Raw genomic sequence first — 15788 nt, forward strand, 5'->3', positions numbered from 1 at the left:
GGCCGAAACCGTAAAACTCAGTTTCAGCCTGCTTTTACCACTTACTAATTTGTAATACTCTCATCCAGCCATGATTCATACAGAATGGTAAGTTCTTTTGCGCCAAAATTGGTTGGCCCTTTGAACTTAATAGACGCCGTATTATCGTTACGTATTTTATGGTTTCCTTTAGGGAAGGCATATCCCGTTATAAACCGCTGCTTCTTATACCTATCATAATCATATTTATAGGTTACTGGATCTCGGAAAAATTTATTAAACGTATTACTTGGAGAAAAAATATTAACAATTGTCTCTAACTTCGTACTTCCTTTCACGGGGTTATAGCCTGGATCAATTCCAGCAATAGTAGTTCCAAACGTTTGGTAATGGGTTTTATATTCCTTTTTCACTTCAAAATATTGAAAATCCAACACTAAGTAGATACCTTTCTGCGGAATTGGGAGAGGTTCGTCGCTCAGTGGGACATCCCACATCAAATCCGTTGGCACCAGCTTATAGTTCGGATCGTTCTTATCGTCCATATCAATGACAAGCAGCTTCTCTGTTCGATTAATAAGATTTCCGTTATCACCAATAAATTCCAACTGACTAGCATCGAAATAATCTTTGTAATGCGGATAATTCAATACAGCCGGAGTCCCTAGGTACCTAGGGAGCATTGTCAATGCATTGGTTCGATGCCATAGAACCTCAGCTGCATTCGTAGCATACTTGTCCATTTTCAGCTTTGCTCCACTACGGATTTTCAATATCCGATCAATAACGACTACACTCTCGGCACGAGTCGTCATTCCTTCTGGTCGAATCTCACCTTTCCCATATCCATTCACAATGCCTTGCCGAGCAGCTTCGAATAAAAATCGATTCGGCACATACTTTGTTTCCACCGTTTTCAAATTCTCACGTACCGCACGCACCGCAATTCTTGACATCTCAATACGCGAAATCGGTTTGTTATATACCGCTTCTTTAAAGTCATTTCGGAAAATCCCGGCTTCTTTCGCTGCTGCAAAATAGGGTAAATACCATTTGCCCTCGTTATTCGGTCTTACCTCTAAACCAACAGCGGATACGATCATTCGCATAAACTCAGCATAGGTGACCTGTTGGTTTGGCCTGAAATTGCCATCCTCATAACCGCCGACATATCCAGCCTTTACCGCTTGATCGATTCCTGCCTTAGCCCAGTGCTTACTCTCCACATCTTTAAATCCGCTAGCTAATGTCTCTCCTTCTGCTGCCTGAACGAATGGCAATGTCAGACACACAAGCATAACAACACTTAATATTGAAAAAAACCATTTTCGCATACTAATTATTCCCCTTTTTTTTTATGGGACATCTTATCGAGTATTATTTGGAAAGATCCTCCCTATTATTGGCTAATCCGATAATAACAGACAAGTAATGTCGAATGTTGTCGCTATCCGTCGGAGTGCGTAGTCCATAGTTCCATTTTTTCGTAATTTCTCTCTAACATCACTTATTACTACATATTTATTACGATTATTTCCCAAGAAATGATCGACATATGACAGAACCTGCTGATTCATAATCCCCTTCCACGGGTAATGGAGACTATCCAAATCACTAAAGGAGTGGTTCAAATGGCAAACGGACATCGTAATGTGGAAATTGAGGAGCGTCATGTGGAGAGGAAATTCGATTCGAGCCTTGTAGCAACTACATTCATTAAATACGCAGCATACATCATTATATTTTTCGGAGCATTATACTTCCTTGTTCGTTACGTATTCCCGATGTTCTAAAAGCAAAACAAAGGAGGATCGCCCTGCAGCTATATAATATGCTGCGGAGCGATCCTCCTTTGTTTGAACGGCTTTTACGTCATGTACCCATCTTCATTCCTAGTGCAAACTTCCGGGTTGCCGCATAAAGAATAGAAGCTGTCGCGCAGAAAATACCCAGAATAAGATATAGGGACTGAACGCCCAAATAATCCACTACAATCCCGCCTGCTGCATTGCCGACAATACCGCCTAGCCCCCATGTAATCGCCGCAAATACCGTTTGCAGCGTTGCCCGTGTACGCTCACCGGAATAGCTCTCTACCACTTCGACAGCCGTGCCCGCCACGAAGGCAAATGCGATACCGTCCAAAAGCTGCAAGACGAGCGTTAAATAAACATCAGCGAATGTAAACAACAGAAGGTATTTAAGCGAATAAATGGCTGCGGCCATACAGAGTACCTGGTAATGCCCGATTTTTCTGCTGAGCCTTGCCGACACCCAGAACATCGGAACCTCAATAATCGCTGCTACTGCATAAGCACTGCCGAGCAAGCTTTTATCGAAGCCAAGCTCTTTGAAATAAATCGGAAGAAAAGAAAAATTGATCGAAACCGACATGAACGCCAGCATGCTGATTCCGACAAAGATGAGGAACGGCTTATTGCGACTCACCTCTTTAATCTGCTCGCGGATCGTCGCCTTTTTGAATACAGGCTTCGCTTTCGGAAGCAGGAATATGAATAGCATCAGAACGGCATTCACAGCCAAATAATACCAGAAAATATGCTCGTAGCCGTATTTTTCATATAAAAACCCCGTTACAAACGCGCCGATTGCATAGCTTAATGCGCCCCAAAGCCGCACACTGCCGAATGAAAAGCCTTCTCTATTCCCGATATCTACAGCTATGGAATCACTAAGCGGCCCAAGAGCAGATTGGAACCACACGAAAAAAACAGAAATAACGATAATCGCACCGAGTCTGTCGAAGTACATAAAGCTTAATCCGATGAGCGGTGCCGCTATCGCTGACACAAGTAGAATTTGCCGTGGGCTGCTGAGCCGGTCGTTCAGCATGCCCATGATTGGCTGCGATACCACGCTAATCAATGCCCATAATGATAAGATCAGTCCAACAACCGTGTTACTGAATCCTTTTTCGCTGAAGAAAAGACTCGTATACGGCATCACAACCGACATCCCTAAATAAAGTAAAAAATAATAGCTTGCTAAGCTTTTCATGGTGTTTCTCCCCTATATTTAACTAGCTTACCGGGAACCTCACAACGTCAATTACCTTCAATATCCATAGCTATGGTAAAATTATTTCTATACGCATGCTCTGGTCTAATTCTAATAGAAATCAACATTTATTGTAAAATAAAGGAGTGCATATAGATGGGACGATTAATCGACCAATACATACGCAGTGCAGAAGAACAACAACGTACTGATAGGACGACTAAGCTGGCAGCACGCTTTGCCGAAAGAGCAGAATTTCATGACCGGGCAGGCAGCTTCCCCCATCAAAATTTCGCTGATTTACAGGAAGCTGGCTATTTGAAACTCACGGTTCCTGCACGATTCGGTGGAGATGAGATTTCCCTATATGAGCTCGTTTCACTGCAGGAGCGTCTCGCCTACGGTGACGGATCAACGGCGCTTGCCGTGGGCTGGCATCTTGGCCAAATGCTCCATCTTCGTACAAGCCGGAAATGGCCGGAAGCGCTATTTGAACAGCTCTGCCATGATGTCGTCTCGAAGGGTGCCATGATTAATACCTTTGCCAGCGAAGTTGGCTCAGGCAGTCCGAGCCGCGGCGGCAGACCGGAAACGACAGCCATTCGAACAGAAGGCGGCTGGCTCATCTCCGGACGCAAAACGTTCAGCACACTGTCACCGATACTCGATCGATTTGTCGTAACCGCCTTTATCCCCGAAGAAGAAACGACAGCGGAGTTTCTTCTATTCAAGACCGAAAACACCACGATTCATGAGACATGGGATACAATCGGCATGAGAGGAACAGGCAGCCATGATGTTATCATGGACGCAGCCTTCGCAGCGGATGAACACCGCCTCATAGGCAAAGGCACGGATGATGGAGGCGGCTGGCTGTTGCATATTCCCGCCTGCTACATCGGCATTGCACTTGCTGCTCGCGATTTTGCAATCTCTTTCGCGCAATCCCATCGTCCGAATCATCTACAAGGTCCGATTGCTGAGCTTCCAATCGTACAGCAGTCACTCGGACAAATGGAAGTCGAGCTACGAACAGCCCGCTCCGTGCTCTATGAGGCAGCCGAACGCTGGGACCGTGACGTAGATAATCGCTTCATGCTTAAACCTGAGCTTGGTTTGGCCAAATATGTCGCTACCAATAACGCAATCAAAGTAGTGGATATCGCGATGCGCATTGTAGGGGGCTCTAGTTTAGCCAGAAGCTTGCCGCTTGAGCGCTACTACCGAGATGTGAGGGCTGGCCTGCACAATCCGCCGATGGACAATACGGTACTGCAGATACTTGCGGCTAGCGCGCTAAACGAATAACGTTAATGATTATGCAAAACCATTCAAGTATCGAAAAAACCATTAAGCACGAGAGGCAAGCGTTCCCGATCCTGCGCTAAGAAATATTCGTATCCGCCGAATCTTTCCAGCGCTTCTTTATCAGGCAGCCATACCCATTCATCGATCTCGGTCTGACAACGATGCGCTCGGAAAGCGGCAAGCTTCGCTGGCAAATGCTTGCGGACATCAACTTTGACAACATCACGCTTCGTATAGCCGAATCGCTCCGGTGCTTCCATCGCGCTTCCGAAGCTGATGTAATAGAGAGCTCCCTCAAGACGTTTGCGTCGGAACGCCTCGGATGCCGCTTTCCCTATCGCACAGTGATCAGGATGCCCTCCCCATATTTCATGAAAGGTCAACACGACATCTGGCCGCAGCTCCTCCATAAGCTCACCAATCCGTTCAATCAAACGCTCCGAGTCATAAAACTCGACCATTTTATCCCGAATATCGAAAAAGATCAGCTTCTGAATACCTAGCGCATCACAAGCCTTCCTAAGCTCATTCTCACGAATACTAGGCATCGTCTCCCTATTCACGTAAGGTGGATTCCCCATACGCCGCCCCATTTCACCGCGCGTGGCACTTATGAGCGTAATCTCAGCACCCAGCTCTGCATACTTCGCAAGCGTACCTCCACAAATAAATGATTCATCATCAGGATGCGCGAATACGGCAAGTATTTTACGCTTCGATTTCATCCTATCTCCACTCATTCCGGGAACGGCTCCTTTCCTAGCTGCAATGCTACATTCATTCGTCCTCGATCATCATAACCAGCCAGCAGAAGCTTCCCGTCAGCAGTTGCTTCATAATGGGTCAGTCCTTCCGTCCTAAGCCAGCCCACTTGATCGAAACGCAGGGCAACGCGGAAAGGACCCTCTCCTGCAATCATGGCCTCTTCCAGCCACACTTTGAAATTTCTCACAAAAATAAACGATGTCGCTTCACTATGCAAATAAACCTCTTGTCCTTGAAATACTGCAAACGCCTTCAACAGCTTCTGCTTGTTTATGTTATTCATTTTCGCTCCATACTCCTTCTACTAAGTAGATAGCATTTCTTATTTTAGCATGAGCATCCCATGAACCGGAATATATCCTTACAACATGATAAGGAAGTAGGCCATTAATCACGAAGAAAGCACCCCAGGTCGATGCCCGAGGTGCTTCTGTATAAACTTGCGCATATTACAAATCAGCCAGCACTTGATACCAAATGCCTTTTTTGGAATAGAGGTTCTGTCTAACCTCGGACCAACCGCCCAAATAGGTAATATCGAACAGCCCTTCAGGAACGACATAACGGTCCTTCGTTTCTGCGGCTACCTTCTCATCTACAGCACGGAAGCCATGCTCAACGAATACCCGCTGGGCTTCCTCGGTGTGCAAATAAGCAATAAAAGCTTCTGCTACCTTCCGAGACCCATGCTTATCCGCATTCTTATCGACGATTGCTGCCGGGTTCTCGATAAGAATCGTGCTCTCAGGCACGACAATGTCGTAATCAATGCCCTTCTTTATTCGGGCAAGCAGCTCGTTCTCATACGTAACAATGACATCGCCAACCCCATATTCAAAGGCAGCCATCGATGCGCGCCCGCTCTTATCGAGCGACTCGACATTGGCATGAACAGCCTTTAGAAAGCTTTTGGCATAAGCCTCATCCTTCGTGCCGCTCTTCTGCTCCGATTGCTTCAGACCCGCGCCATATATAGCGTTGATGTCCCACTGTGCTCCACCTGAGGTTTTCGGATTCGGATACAGCACCTTAACGCCCTTCCGCGTCAGATCATCCCAATCCTTAATACCAAGCGGATTGCCGCTTCGGGTTCCGAGTACAACGATGGAATTGGTAATCATGCCGCCACTCTGTGAGGCTTTCCAATCATGCGTAATAAAGCCGGCATCTGCAATTTTGTTCAAATCGCCTTCCATAGCTAGAATAGCTACATCTGCTTCAAAGCCTCCAGCAATGGCTCGTGCCTGTGTTCCGGAAGCCTCATACGATTCTTGGAAACTGACCTTCTGCCCCGTTTCATTCAGCCAATAGGCAGCAAATGCAGGAAGCAGATCGGCAAAAGCATCTTTCACTACAGAATAAGCACCGATTACAAGTGTTACATCGCCGTCTTGTACGGTAGACTCGGCTACATGGTCATCCGTTTGCTCCGCTTTGCCGCAGCCTGCTGCAAGAAGCAGCATGGCCGAGACAAGCAGCAGCACGAATATGCGCCGACTTGTTACCAGGTTGATTTTCATATCTGCATACAACTCTTTCTACATCGCATATTGGTTAAATATGAATTGGCATCGGATCGACTTTCAACGTGTTCTCCGCAATCCAGCTGTCGTTGTCATTGAACAAATAAGCACGATGCACAAGCACGCTTACTTCATCGCCAGGATGCAGTACATCCTTCTCAAGCGAACGGTACGTAATCAGCTTCGTGTCACCGACAAGCAGTTCGACCATCCACTCGCTTCCGCGGAAGTGCAGATGCTTCACTTTGCCTGGAAGCGTAGCAGAAGCCAGCTTAATTTCTCCAGGCTTGCCGATCTCGATATATTCAGGACGAATAAGCGCTTTGGTACCTGGGCGACTCGCTCCATCCTCGAAGCCTATAAGCTGTGAAATATCGTCGACAATGGTCGATTCACCAATAAAGCTCGCAACAAATGGTGTCTCCGGATTTTTGTAAATATCCCATGGGCTGCCCTTCTGCTCAAGCTTGCCCTTGCTTATAATCATAATCTCATCCGCAACCTCGATGGCTTCCTCTTGGTCATGCGTAACAAAAATTGAAGTGATGCCCACGCGCTCGATCATTTCCTTCAACCATGTGCGAAGCTCCGTTCGGATCTTAGCGTCAATTGCCGCGAATGGCTCATCAAGCAGCAGCAGCTGCGGCTCAGGCGCCAGTGCTCTAGCGAAGGCTACCCGCTGGCGTTGCCCTCCGGATAGCTGATGCGCATAGCGGTGCTCGAAGCCTTTGAGTCCCGTCAGTTCAACTAAATACATAACGCGCTCACGGATTTGTTCCTTCGACTGCTTCTTCACCTTCAGACCGAAAGCGATGTTGTCGTAGACGGTCATATGCTTGAACAGCGCATAGTTCTGGAATACGAAGCCGATTCCCCGCTCCTGTGGCGGAAGATCGTTTACCCGTTTGCCATGAAAAATAATATCGCCTGAGGAAGGGGACTCAAGCCCCGCCAGCATACGAAGGATCGACGTTTTGCCGCCGCCGCTCGGTCCGAGCAAGCCAATCAGATGGCCTTTCTCGATCTCAAAACTAACGTCCTTAACTGCATGGAAATCACCGAAGTTTTTGTTCAGATTCCGAACTTCAATATGCATGGCTTAATGCACTTCCTTTCGTTTTTTCGCCCATTCCATTAACAGCAGCAATCCTACGGAAAAGGCCGCGAGCACGAGTGCCACGCCATTGGCGGCAACTACATTGAAATTCTCGACATCTTGATAAACAAGCGTTGTAGCCGTTTGCGTTTTGTTCATAATGTTGCCCGATACGACGAGCACAGCACCGAATTCGCCTAGCGAGCGCGCTACGGTTAATACAACCCCGTAGATGACACCCCATCTAATCGACGGCCATGTTACCTTCCAGAACGTATACCAGGAGTACGCACCAAGTGTAGATGCAGCTTCCTCCTGCTGCGCACCGATTTCCTGAAGCACAGGCATAACCTCACGTACCATCAGAGGAAACGTTACGAACAAGGTAGCCAGAATCATACCCGGAAGCGCATAGACAATTTTGAAACCAGCGTCCTCGAACATGGTGCCGATAATCGTATTCGGACCGAGTATAAGAACGATCATCAAGCCTCCGATAACAGGTGAAACTGCGAACGGCAAATCGACCAAGCTGTTCAGCAGTCGCTTAATCCTCTTCCCAATCCACTCGGCTCTGACCAGATACATAGCCAGCATAATGCCGAATATCGTATTCAAAGCGGTTACGACAACGACGATAATGCCTGTCATCATCAACGCGTGCAGCGACTGTGGTCTCGTAATGCCTTCAATAAAACCGCTCCAGCCATCTGCCCATGAGCCTGTGAAAATTTTGATCAGCGGTACAATTAACAATAAACCAAATACGATATAAGTTAGCGTAATCCATAGTCGTCTCATCATTGGCCGCCCCTCCTGCCTTGAATGAGGTTAACCGTCCAAAGGATGAGGAAGGATAGCGTTAGCAGCATGACCGAAACCGCGGCGGCTCCTTGCGGATTACTGCTTTCAATTTCTCCGAAAATGTACACCGATGCAATCAGCGTCTTGCCTGGTATATTGCCTGCAACGAGCACAACTGCACCAAACTCCGCGATACCGCGTGAGAAAGCTAACATGGCTCCACTTAGAATACCTGGTAGCATCGTAGGGAATATGACGCTGAAAAACGTTTTGACACGGCTAGCGCCAAGCGTATACGCGGCTTCCTCCTCTGATTTGTCCATTTCCTCCAGCAAAGGCTGAATGGCTCGTATGACGAACGGAAACGTAACAAACAGCATCGCTACGATAATGGCTGGCTCATGGAATACGATCTCGATGCCGATCTTCTCCGCTAAGCCCCCAACAAAGCTATTAGGACCGAGCAGCAGCAGAATCATAAGCCCGCCAACAGCAGTCGGCAATGCAAAGGGCAAATCAACCAAGCTGTTCAGAAAGCGTCGTCCAGGGAAACGGTAGCGAATAAGAACCCAGCCGATCATCGTTCCCAGAAATACGTTTAGCAGCGTAGCAATTACAGCTAGCCTCACTGTCAGCAGCACGGCTTTCCACGCGAGCGGATCAGAAACACTTTCCCAGAAAGGCGTCCATCCAAGCGAAAAGGATTGCGTATAAATGCCGACGATAGGTAAAACAATGAGAATAATAAAGTAAAGCATAATGGCGCTCCGAAAGCCGAAGCTCCACCCTTTCCCGCGGAACATTGCATTCACTGTGACTTAACCTCCAGACCATCGGCTCGTGCCGTAGGTGTAGCAAAACAAATAAAAACATAATTCCTATTAAGTTACTAGGTATTATTAATGTAGCATCCAAACTGGGATTAAGTCAATCAAAAATTTAGAAATGCTTATCGCTTTCATTGTATTTCTTTATAGCATTTCCATATCGAGCTTACCTACATACCAAAAAAGAGGAGATCAGCCTATGCTGATGCTCCTCTTCCTGTTATTCACCTTCAATATAATACATATCTTCGCCAAGTGTAATGACTGCTTGACCCTGAGTCAGATCCGTTATCCAAGTGATAAACGCTTCGGCATCAGGTACTTCAGGCAGGCAGCGCACGATAACCCGGTCTGTGAAGTCCGTCCCGCCCACGCGCGTTCCCTTCCCATGCAGTTCATTCTCCAGCTTCCCATACCACGTATAGTCCACATCGACGAACACCTCGCGGTGAAGCACGTTCACAATCTCATCCGCCGCCTCAATACCGGCAACAGCACCGTCCGTATAGGCTCGGACGAGCCCACCAGCACCCAGCATAATTCCGCCGAAATAACGCGTCACAACGACGGCGACATTTTTGAGCCCCTTGTGCTTAAGGACCTCAAGGATTGGCTTGCCCGCCGTTCCGCTTGGCTCCCCATCATCAGAGGCCTTCTGGAACTGATCACGTTCACCCACCATATACGCCGAGCAGTTATGCGTCGCCTGCTTATGCTGCTGCTTGATCTCATTGATGAATGCCACGGCTTCTTCTTCCGTTTGTACCGGCTTAGCGTGCCCGATGAATCGTGATTTCTTAATGACGATCTCGGCATTAGCTTGCTGCCTAACCGTCTTATATTTCTCCAGCATTGGCGATGACTCCCGCATGCCGATTGAAGAGGCTTATTAAAGCCTTGCTTCCAATTCGGCTTTTTCTTTCTCGAAGCCCGGTTTGCCAAGCAACGCGAACATGTTCTTTTTGTAAGCTTCTACGCCTGGTTGATCGAACGGGTTGACACCTAGCAGGTAACCGCTGATTCCGCATGCTTTCTCGAAGAAATAGACAAGGTATCCGAAAGTATAAGGCGTCATATCGGCAATGTTCACGATAAAGTTCGGAACTTGACCATCTGTATGGGCAAGAAGTGTGCCTTCGAACGCTTTTTTGTTAACAAAGTCCATCGTTTTACCTGTAAGGAAGTTCAAGCCGTCCAGATCAGCCTCATCATGCTCGATCGAGATATGCTCGGATACTTCTCTTACTTGAATGACCGTTTCGAATATGTTCCGGTTACCCTCTTGGATGAACTGACCCATCGAATGCAAGTCTGTCGAGAAATCTACCGCTGCTGGGAAAATACCTTTGTAATCCTTGCCTTCGCTTTCGCCGAAGAGCTGCTTCCACCACTCCGATACGAAGTGCAGGGATGGCTCGTAGTTAACGAGGATTTCAGTCGCTTTGCCTTTGCGGTAAAGCGCATTGCGGGCAGCAGCATATTGATAAGCTTCGTTCTCTGCGAGGTTAGGATTGCTGTATTCTTTGGATGCATCGGCAGCGCCTTGCATGATTTGCTCAATGTTAATACCAGCAGCAGCGATTGGCAGCAAGCCTACAGCTGTAAGCACGGAATAACGTCCTCCTACATCGTCCGGAATGATGAACGATTCGTAGCCTTCTTCCGAAGAAAGCTTCTTGAGTGCGCCCTTCTCGCTGTCCGTTGTTGCGTAAATACGTTTGCGTGCTTCTTCTTTGCCATATTGCTTCTCAAGTGCGGCACGGAATACGCGGAATGCAATAGCCGGCTCTGTCGTTGTTCCCGATTTGGAAATAACGTTGATCGACCAGTCACGTCCTTCAACAAGCTGAAGAAGATGTGTCACGTATGTGGAGCTGATATTGTTACCTGCGAACAAAACTTGCGGCGTTTTGCGTTGTTCTTTCGGCAAAATATTATAGAAAGAGTGAGACAGCGCTTCAATCGCTGCGCGTGCACCTAGATAAGAACCGCCGATACCGATTACGATCAGTACCTCTGAATCCGACTTGATCTTCTCTGCAGCTTGTTGAATGCGTGCAAATTCTTCTTTATCATAGTTAGTCGGAAGGTCGATCCAGCCCAAGTAATCCGAACCAGTGCCTGTCCCATTATGTAGCTGCTCATGTGCAAGGCGAACGGATTCCGCCAAATAATCGATTTCGTGTTGGCCGATAAAAGTCAGCGCTTTGCTGTAGTCAAATTGAACTGTTTTGCTCATGTGAGTGTAAACCTCCTAAAATGTTGTGAAACAGAGCCTTGATCATGCTTTTCAACTTAGCATCTACAATATCGGATTTACCTTATAAAAACAAGCAACAAAGCATGAATTCTTGATGAAGAATCTGTATAATTAAATAAAAAACATGCTGGAGCGGAGGATTTATTTATGAAAAAGGTCGGATTTATCGGATTAGGCGTTATGGGCGTTGCAATGGCATCGAATTTATTGCGCAAGGGTTTTGAAGTAGCGGTCTATAACCGCACCTCAGGCAAAGCAGAAGCCTTGCTCGCGCTTGGTGCCAAGCAGTTGGTGACGCCTGCGGCTGTTGCGGAAGCATCCGATGTCGTGATTACCATGATCAGCAATGATGCCGCCATACGTGAAGTTTATTTCGGAGTCAACGGGATTCTCGCAAGTGCGCGCAGCGGACTTATCATAATCGATAGCAGCACGATTTCTCCTACTCTTGCCAAGGAGCTTGCTTCAGAAGCTGAAACGCGCGGCGCTGCGTTCCTAGATGCCCCCGTCACTGGCAGCAAGCCTGCTGCAGAAGGCGGAACGCTGGTGTTTATGGTCGGGGGAAGCGCAGACAAGCTAACTGAAGTCGAAGACATATTGCTGGCGATGGGACGGAAGATTATCCCTATGGGTCCAAGCGGCAGCGGCTCAACTGCGAAGCTCGCGCATAACACAATCGTCGGCATCAACGTAGCCGCCTTAGCAGAAGGGATGGCCATCGCTGCAAGCGGCGGTATTGATGGACATTCCTTCCTGGAGCTCGTTCAATCGGGCGGCGCAGCCAGCAAAGCTGCCGAGATGAAGGGACCTAAGCTACTTGCAGCCGATTATGATGTTCAGTTCTCGCTGGAGCTTATGCTGAAGGATCTAAGGCTGTCCTCTACGCTATCAGACAGTCTTAACGTACCTACGCCGCTGCTTGAAGCCACTAAAAGCCTCTTTCAAGTGGGAGATGCGCTCGGACTTGGCACGCTCGACATGTCCAGCGTGGGCCAAGCCTATGAGCAATGGATTGGGCGCAAGCTAAGTGGGAAAGTCGATCAGGTGCATTAATTAAAAATGGCGGTACAGGAGAAAACAATCCTGTACCGCCATTTTTGTCTTTTTGAAGGAAGTAAACTCCTCTACACTATACTTTGCTATTACATTTGGTTCACTGAACTTATTAAATAAGGTCAGACTTTTGCAGCAATCGCTCAACGATTACCGCGACCTCAGCTCTAGTGATGAACTTTTTAGGAGCTAGTTCACTACTCGTTCTTCCGGATACAACACCTGATAAGACGCTGTCTGCAATGCCAGCTTGTGCCCAAGTCGATGCTTGTACCGCATCCAAATAAGGACGAAGCGTCACTTCAATTGATTGATTTGAGATCGTTTCTTTCAAGCCCGTAATCGTCATCGCCTTGGAGATGATAACCATCGCTTGTTCACGCGTGATCTTGTCATTAGGATGGAAGGTTCCATCTTCGAATCCATTAATTAAATTATACGCATAGGCCGTTTGAATTGCACTGTTGTACCAAGCTGCGGCCTTTACATCCGAGAATGGCGCAGCTCCTTCTTCCGGCTTAAGTCCCAATCCGCGAACGAGAATAGCTGCGAATTCAGCTCGTGTAATATCTCGATCGGGGCTGAACGCTCCGTTTCCTGTACCATCGATGACCATACGTGATCCCATGTTATTGACCGCATTTCGAGCCCAATGGTTCATCATATCGGTGAATTCCAGCGGATGCCACACAATTGCGTAAGTACTATTGGTAAGGCTGTTTACTTTAGCAAAATAATTGTTTTCGTTCTTAACAACCTTTGTTGGTACATGGCGAACGGATCCATTAGGCTCCACAACAAGCCCTGTTGTAATCTTGTTCGGGTCAACACCAGTTGGAATGGCGAAGGCACGCTCCACATAAGTGTTAAATTTCGCAATGGCAACTTTTTTATCACCAAATACCGCATGTATAGTGAAATTCAAAGGCGCCACAACAAGTGTGAAGCCGCCGTTCGATGCTGAATTGTCGACGACACGAATCGTTTCTCCTAATGGAGATCCGATTTCAATACGCAGCTTGATATCTGCTAGATTCACGCTGGTGCCAAGCTCGGCGGAGATCGCGTCGATGTTGATTTCCTTCATTAGAAGCGTGTATATCGCTTTATCCGTTTGAACTTCAATCATCGCTTGCTTAGATTCCATATTTTTCACCATACGGCCATTCAGCTCACTGACTACTACATCAGATCCAGCACCCAGCTTAATCGTTATGATAGGACGGTCACCTTCACTGTTCAGGCGCTGTGTAAGCTGGACTTCATCCAACACAACCGTAGTCACCTTTTGACCGTTAGTTGTAGCCGTTGTAACGGTTCCAGCACTCTCTGCCTTGCCGTTAACGTACACCTCGAAACCAGTAGACGCTGGTCGCGTTGGCGTCGACGTTGGTGTGAGCGTCCATTGTGTGTATAGGGTCACATTCGTTTTGTTAATCGCGAGAGCAGCTCCAGCCGCATATGCTGTGCCTTTACCGTCCTCTTCTGTATTCCAGCCTGCAAACGTGTAGCCAGCCCTTGTCAACGAACCTGAATTCCCCAATACGACAGCTGTTTGACCTTGTTCGTAAGCTATATTGTCATTCGGAACACTACCCTCAGCATTGCCGTTGCCATTATACGTGATTGTATAAGTGGCAGCCCACTTCGCATGCAGCGTAATTCCATCAACCGGCACTGTGTTGACAGCAAAATTCCACGCATTCGTAAGTTCCGCTTCTGTGTACCAGCCTTTGAACGCATATCCTGCACGCATTGGTGCTGCTGTTTCGGTAATTTTCGTACCGAAGTCCGCTTGAACTGTACTTACCGAACTGCCTCCGTTGCTAATGAAACTTACTTCATATTTGTTCACTTCATACTCAGCTGTTAGCGTCACATTGCCAGTGACATTCGTAAACGCTGTATCCCAGCCTGTAAACGTGTAGCCGTTTCGTGTCGGATTAGTTGGAGCCACTGCATCGCTTCCGTAATCAACCGTCTGCGAATTCAACACATCTCCATTCCAGTCCTTGAACACAACAGCATTGGTGTTAATCACCCATTTCGCATGCAGCGTAATACCGTCTACTGGCACCGTGTCCACATGGAAGTTCCATACATTCGTGAGACCGGATTCCTTGTACCAGTCGTCAAATGTATAACCGAGTCGTGTCGGCGTTGCTGGTTCACTGACCTGCGTTCCGAAGTCCACTTGAACCGCACTAACCGTGCTTCCTCCATTGCTAATGAAGCTTACTTCATATTTGTTCACTTCATACTCAGCTGTTACCGTCACATTGCCAGTGACATTCGTAAATACTGTATCCCAGCCTGTAAACGTATAACCGTTTCGTGTCGGATTAGTTGGAGCCACTGCATCGCTTCCGTAATCAACTGTCTGCTGCTTCAGTAAATCTCCATTCCAGTCCTCAAACACCACCATATTAGTGTTAATCGTCCACTTCGCATGCAGTGTAATACCGTCTACTGGCACCGTGTCCACACTGAAGTTCCATACATTCGTGAGGCCAGCTTCCTTGTACCAGTCATCGAATGTGTGACCTACTCGAGTTGGCGCTGTCGGAGCGGCGATTTTCGTTCCGTAGTCAGCTTGAACTTCGGCTACTGCGCTTCCATCGTTGCTATCGAAGCTGATTGTGTATTGATTAATCGCATACTCAGCAGTAACCACTGTACTCGCTGTCACATTCGTGAAAGCTATATCCCAGCCGGTGAAGGTGTAGCCGGTACGTGTTGGATCAACAGGTGCTGCAGCACCACTTCCGTAATCAACAATGTCCGTTTTCAACGTATCTCCGTTCCAGTCTTTAAACGTTACTGTATGCGTCTGGATCGACCACTTCGCATATAGGGTACTTGCTGCTGCAGGCACGGTATCCATATTGAAGTTCCATACATTCGTGAAGCCAGCTTCCTTGTACCAGCCATCGAATGTGTAACCTACTCGAGTTGGCGCTGTCGGAGCAGCGATCTTCGTTCCGTAATCCACTTGAACATCGGCTACTGCGCTTCCAGCGTTGCTATCGAAGCTGATTGTGTATTGATTAATCTCATATTCAGCAGTCACCACAGTACTCGCTGTCACAGTCGAGAAGGCTGTATCCCAGCCGGTGAAGGTGTAGCCGGTACGTGTTGGATCAGCTGGTGCCGCA

The 15788-nt window shown here is 47.6% G+C and carries 13 protein-coding genes and 1 pseudogene; 3 read left to right on the top strand and 11 right to left on the bottom strand.

Features of this window, described 5'->3' with window-relative positions; translation table 11 throughout:
- Positions 1 to 44 precede the first annotated feature (44 nt).
- Positions 45 to 1313 (bottom strand): S-layer homology domain-containing protein, encoded by a 1269-nt coding sequence (locus tag FGT79_RS11150; RefSeq protein ID WP_138752721.1) that lies wholly within the window; start codon positions 1311 to 1313, stop codon positions 45 to 47.
- Positions 1314 to 1610: 297 nt separating this feature from the next.
- On the opposite strand from FGT79_RS11150, the gene FGT79_RS31075 reads away from it, so the two are divergent.
- Positions 1611 to 1772, top strand: a complete 162-nt coding sequence (locus FGT79_RS31075; RefSeq protein ID WP_171056169.1) for a hypothetical protein — start codon at positions 1611 to 1613, stop codon at positions 1770 to 1772.
- Positions 1773 to 1851: 79 nt separating this feature from the next.
- Here FGT79_RS31075 and FGT79_RS11155 read toward each other — a convergent pair whose 3' ends face one another.
- Positions 1852 to 2997, bottom strand: a complete 1146-nt coding sequence (locus tag FGT79_RS11155) for an MFS transporter (protein WP_138752722.1) — start codon at positions 2995 to 2997, stop codon at positions 1852 to 1854.
- A gap of 156 nt (positions 2998 to 3153) precedes the next feature.
- On the opposite strand from FGT79_RS11155, the gene FGT79_RS11160 reads away from it, so the two are divergent.
- Positions 3154 to 4305 (top strand): acyl-CoA dehydrogenase family protein, encoded by a 1152-nt coding sequence (locus tag FGT79_RS11160; RefSeq protein WP_138752723.1) that lies wholly within the window; start codon positions 3154 to 3156, stop codon positions 4303 to 4305.
- A 23-nt stretch (positions 4306 to 4328) separates the two neighbouring features.
- Here FGT79_RS11160 and FGT79_RS11165 read toward each other — a convergent pair whose 3' ends face one another.
- From FGT79_RS11165 to FGT79_RS11200, 8 genes are all read right to left on the bottom strand, one after another.
- A complete protein-coding gene (locus FGT79_RS11165; RefSeq protein WP_138752724.1) occupies positions 4329 to 5045 on the bottom strand; it encodes a PIG-L family deacetylase in 717 nt (238 codons plus the stop codon).
- The gene (locus tag FGT79_RS11170) at positions 5042 to 5353 is read right to left on the bottom strand and encodes a DUF1806 family protein (protein WP_138752725.1); all 312 of its coding nucleotides are present in this window, start codon (positions 5351 to 5353) and stop codon (positions 5042 to 5044) included. The genes FGT79_RS11165 and FGT79_RS11170 overlap by 4 nt, the downstream gene beginning before the upstream one ends.
- A gap of 166 nt (positions 5354 to 5519) precedes the next feature.
- On the bottom strand, positions 5520 to 6590 hold the full coding sequence (locus FGT79_RS11175; RefSeq protein WP_138752726.1) for a sulfate ABC transporter substrate-binding protein: 1071 nt from the start codon (positions 6588 to 6590) through the stop codon (positions 5520 to 5522).
- Between the two features lie 34 nt (positions 6591 to 6624).
- Complete coding sequence (locus FGT79_RS11180; protein WP_138752727.1) at positions 6625 to 7689, bottom strand: sulfate/molybdate ABC transporter ATP-binding protein; 1065 nt, start codon at positions 7687 to 7689, stop codon at positions 6625 to 6627.
- A 3-nt stretch (positions 7690 to 7692) separates the two neighbouring features.
- Complete coding sequence (locus FGT79_RS11185; RefSeq protein ID WP_138753046.1) at positions 7693 to 8490, bottom strand: sulfate ABC transporter permease; 798 nt, start codon at positions 8488 to 8490, stop codon at positions 7693 to 7695.
- A complete protein-coding gene (gene cysT / locus FGT79_RS11190) occupies positions 8490 to 9296 on the bottom strand; it encodes a sulfate ABC transporter permease subunit CysT (protein WP_138753047.1) in 807 nt (268 codons plus the stop codon). Before cysT ends, FGT79_RS11185 begins: the two co-directional genes overlap by 1 nt.
- Before the next feature lie 244 nt (positions 9297 to 9540).
- The gene (locus FGT79_RS11195) at positions 9541 to 10173 is read right to left on the bottom strand and encodes a YigZ family protein (RefSeq protein ID WP_138752728.1); all 633 of its coding nucleotides are present in this window, start codon (positions 10171 to 10173) and stop codon (positions 9541 to 9543) included.
- A 36-nt stretch (positions 10174 to 10209) separates the two neighbouring features.
- A complete protein-coding gene (locus FGT79_RS11200) occupies positions 10210 to 11559 on the bottom strand; it encodes a glucose-6-phosphate isomerase (RefSeq protein WP_138752729.1) in 1350 nt (449 codons plus the stop codon).
- Positions 11560 to 11712: 153 nt separating this feature from the next.
- Between FGT79_RS11200 and FGT79_RS11205 the strand changes: the two are divergent.
- A pseudogene (locus FGT79_RS11205) lies at positions 11713 to 12633 on the top strand (NAD(P)-dependent oxidoreductase); the annotation flags it as partial.
- Positions 12634 to 12745: 112 nt separating this feature from the next.
- On the opposite strand, the gene FGT79_RS11210 reads toward FGT79_RS11205, so the two are convergent.
- Positions 12746 to 15788 (bottom strand): InlB B-repeat-containing protein (locus tag FGT79_RS11210; RefSeq protein WP_138752731.1); only part of this gene is annotated, 3043 nt, incomplete at its 5' end.

This window comes from Paenibacillus sinopodophylli (genome assembly GCF_005930355.1).
In the GTDB taxonomy this organism is placed as follows: Bacteria; Bacillota; Bacilli; order Paenibacillales; family Paenibacillaceae; genus Pristimantibacillus; species Pristimantibacillus sinopodophylli.

Excerpts from the sequence above, each read along its gene's own strand:
- FGT79_RS11150 (WP_138752721.1), bottom strand. The coding sequence starts at position 1,313 with ATGCGAAAATGGTTTTTTTCAATATTAAGTGTTGTTATGCTTGTGTGT.
- FGT79_RS31075 (WP_171056169.1), top strand. The coding sequence starts at position 1,611 with ATGGCAAACGGACATCGTAATGTGGAAATTGAGGAGCGTCATGTGGAG.
- FGT79_RS11155 (WP_138752722.1), bottom strand. The coding sequence starts at position 2,997 with ATGAAAAGCTTAGCAAGCTATTATTTTTTACTTTATTTAGGGATGTCG.
- FGT79_RS11160 (WP_138752723.1), top strand. The coding sequence starts at position 3,154 with ATGGGACGATTAATCGACCAATACATACGCAGTGCAGAAGAACAACAA.
- FGT79_RS11165 (WP_138752724.1), bottom strand. The coding sequence starts at position 5,045 with ATGAGTGGAGATAGGATGAAATCGAAGCGTAAAATACTTGCCGTATTC.
- FGT79_RS11170 (WP_138752725.1), bottom strand. The coding sequence starts at position 5,353 with ATGAATAACATAAACAAGCAGAAGCTGTTGAAGGCGTTTGCAGTATTT.
- FGT79_RS11175 (WP_138752726.1), bottom strand. The coding sequence starts at position 6,590 with ATGAAAATCAACCTGGTAACAAGTCGGCGCATATTCGTGCTGCTGCTT.
- FGT79_RS11180 (WP_138752727.1), bottom strand. The coding sequence starts at position 7,689 with ATGCATATTGAAGTTCGGAATCTGAACAAAAACTTCGGTGATTTCCAT.
- FGT79_RS11185 (WP_138753046.1), bottom strand. The coding sequence starts at position 8,490 with ATGAGACGACTATGGATTACGCTAACTTATATCGTATTTGGTTTATTG.
- cysT (WP_138753047.1), bottom strand. The coding sequence starts at position 9,296 with ATGTTCCGCGGGAAAGGGTGGAGCTTCGGCTTTCGGAGCGCCATTATG.
- FGT79_RS11195 (WP_138752728.1), bottom strand. The coding sequence starts at position 10,173 with ATGCTGGAGAAATATAAGACGGTTAGGCAGCAAGCTAATGCCGAGATC.
- FGT79_RS11200 (WP_138752729.1), bottom strand. The coding sequence starts at position 11,559 with ATGAGCAAAACAGTTCAATTTGACTACAGCAAAGCGCTGACTTTTATC.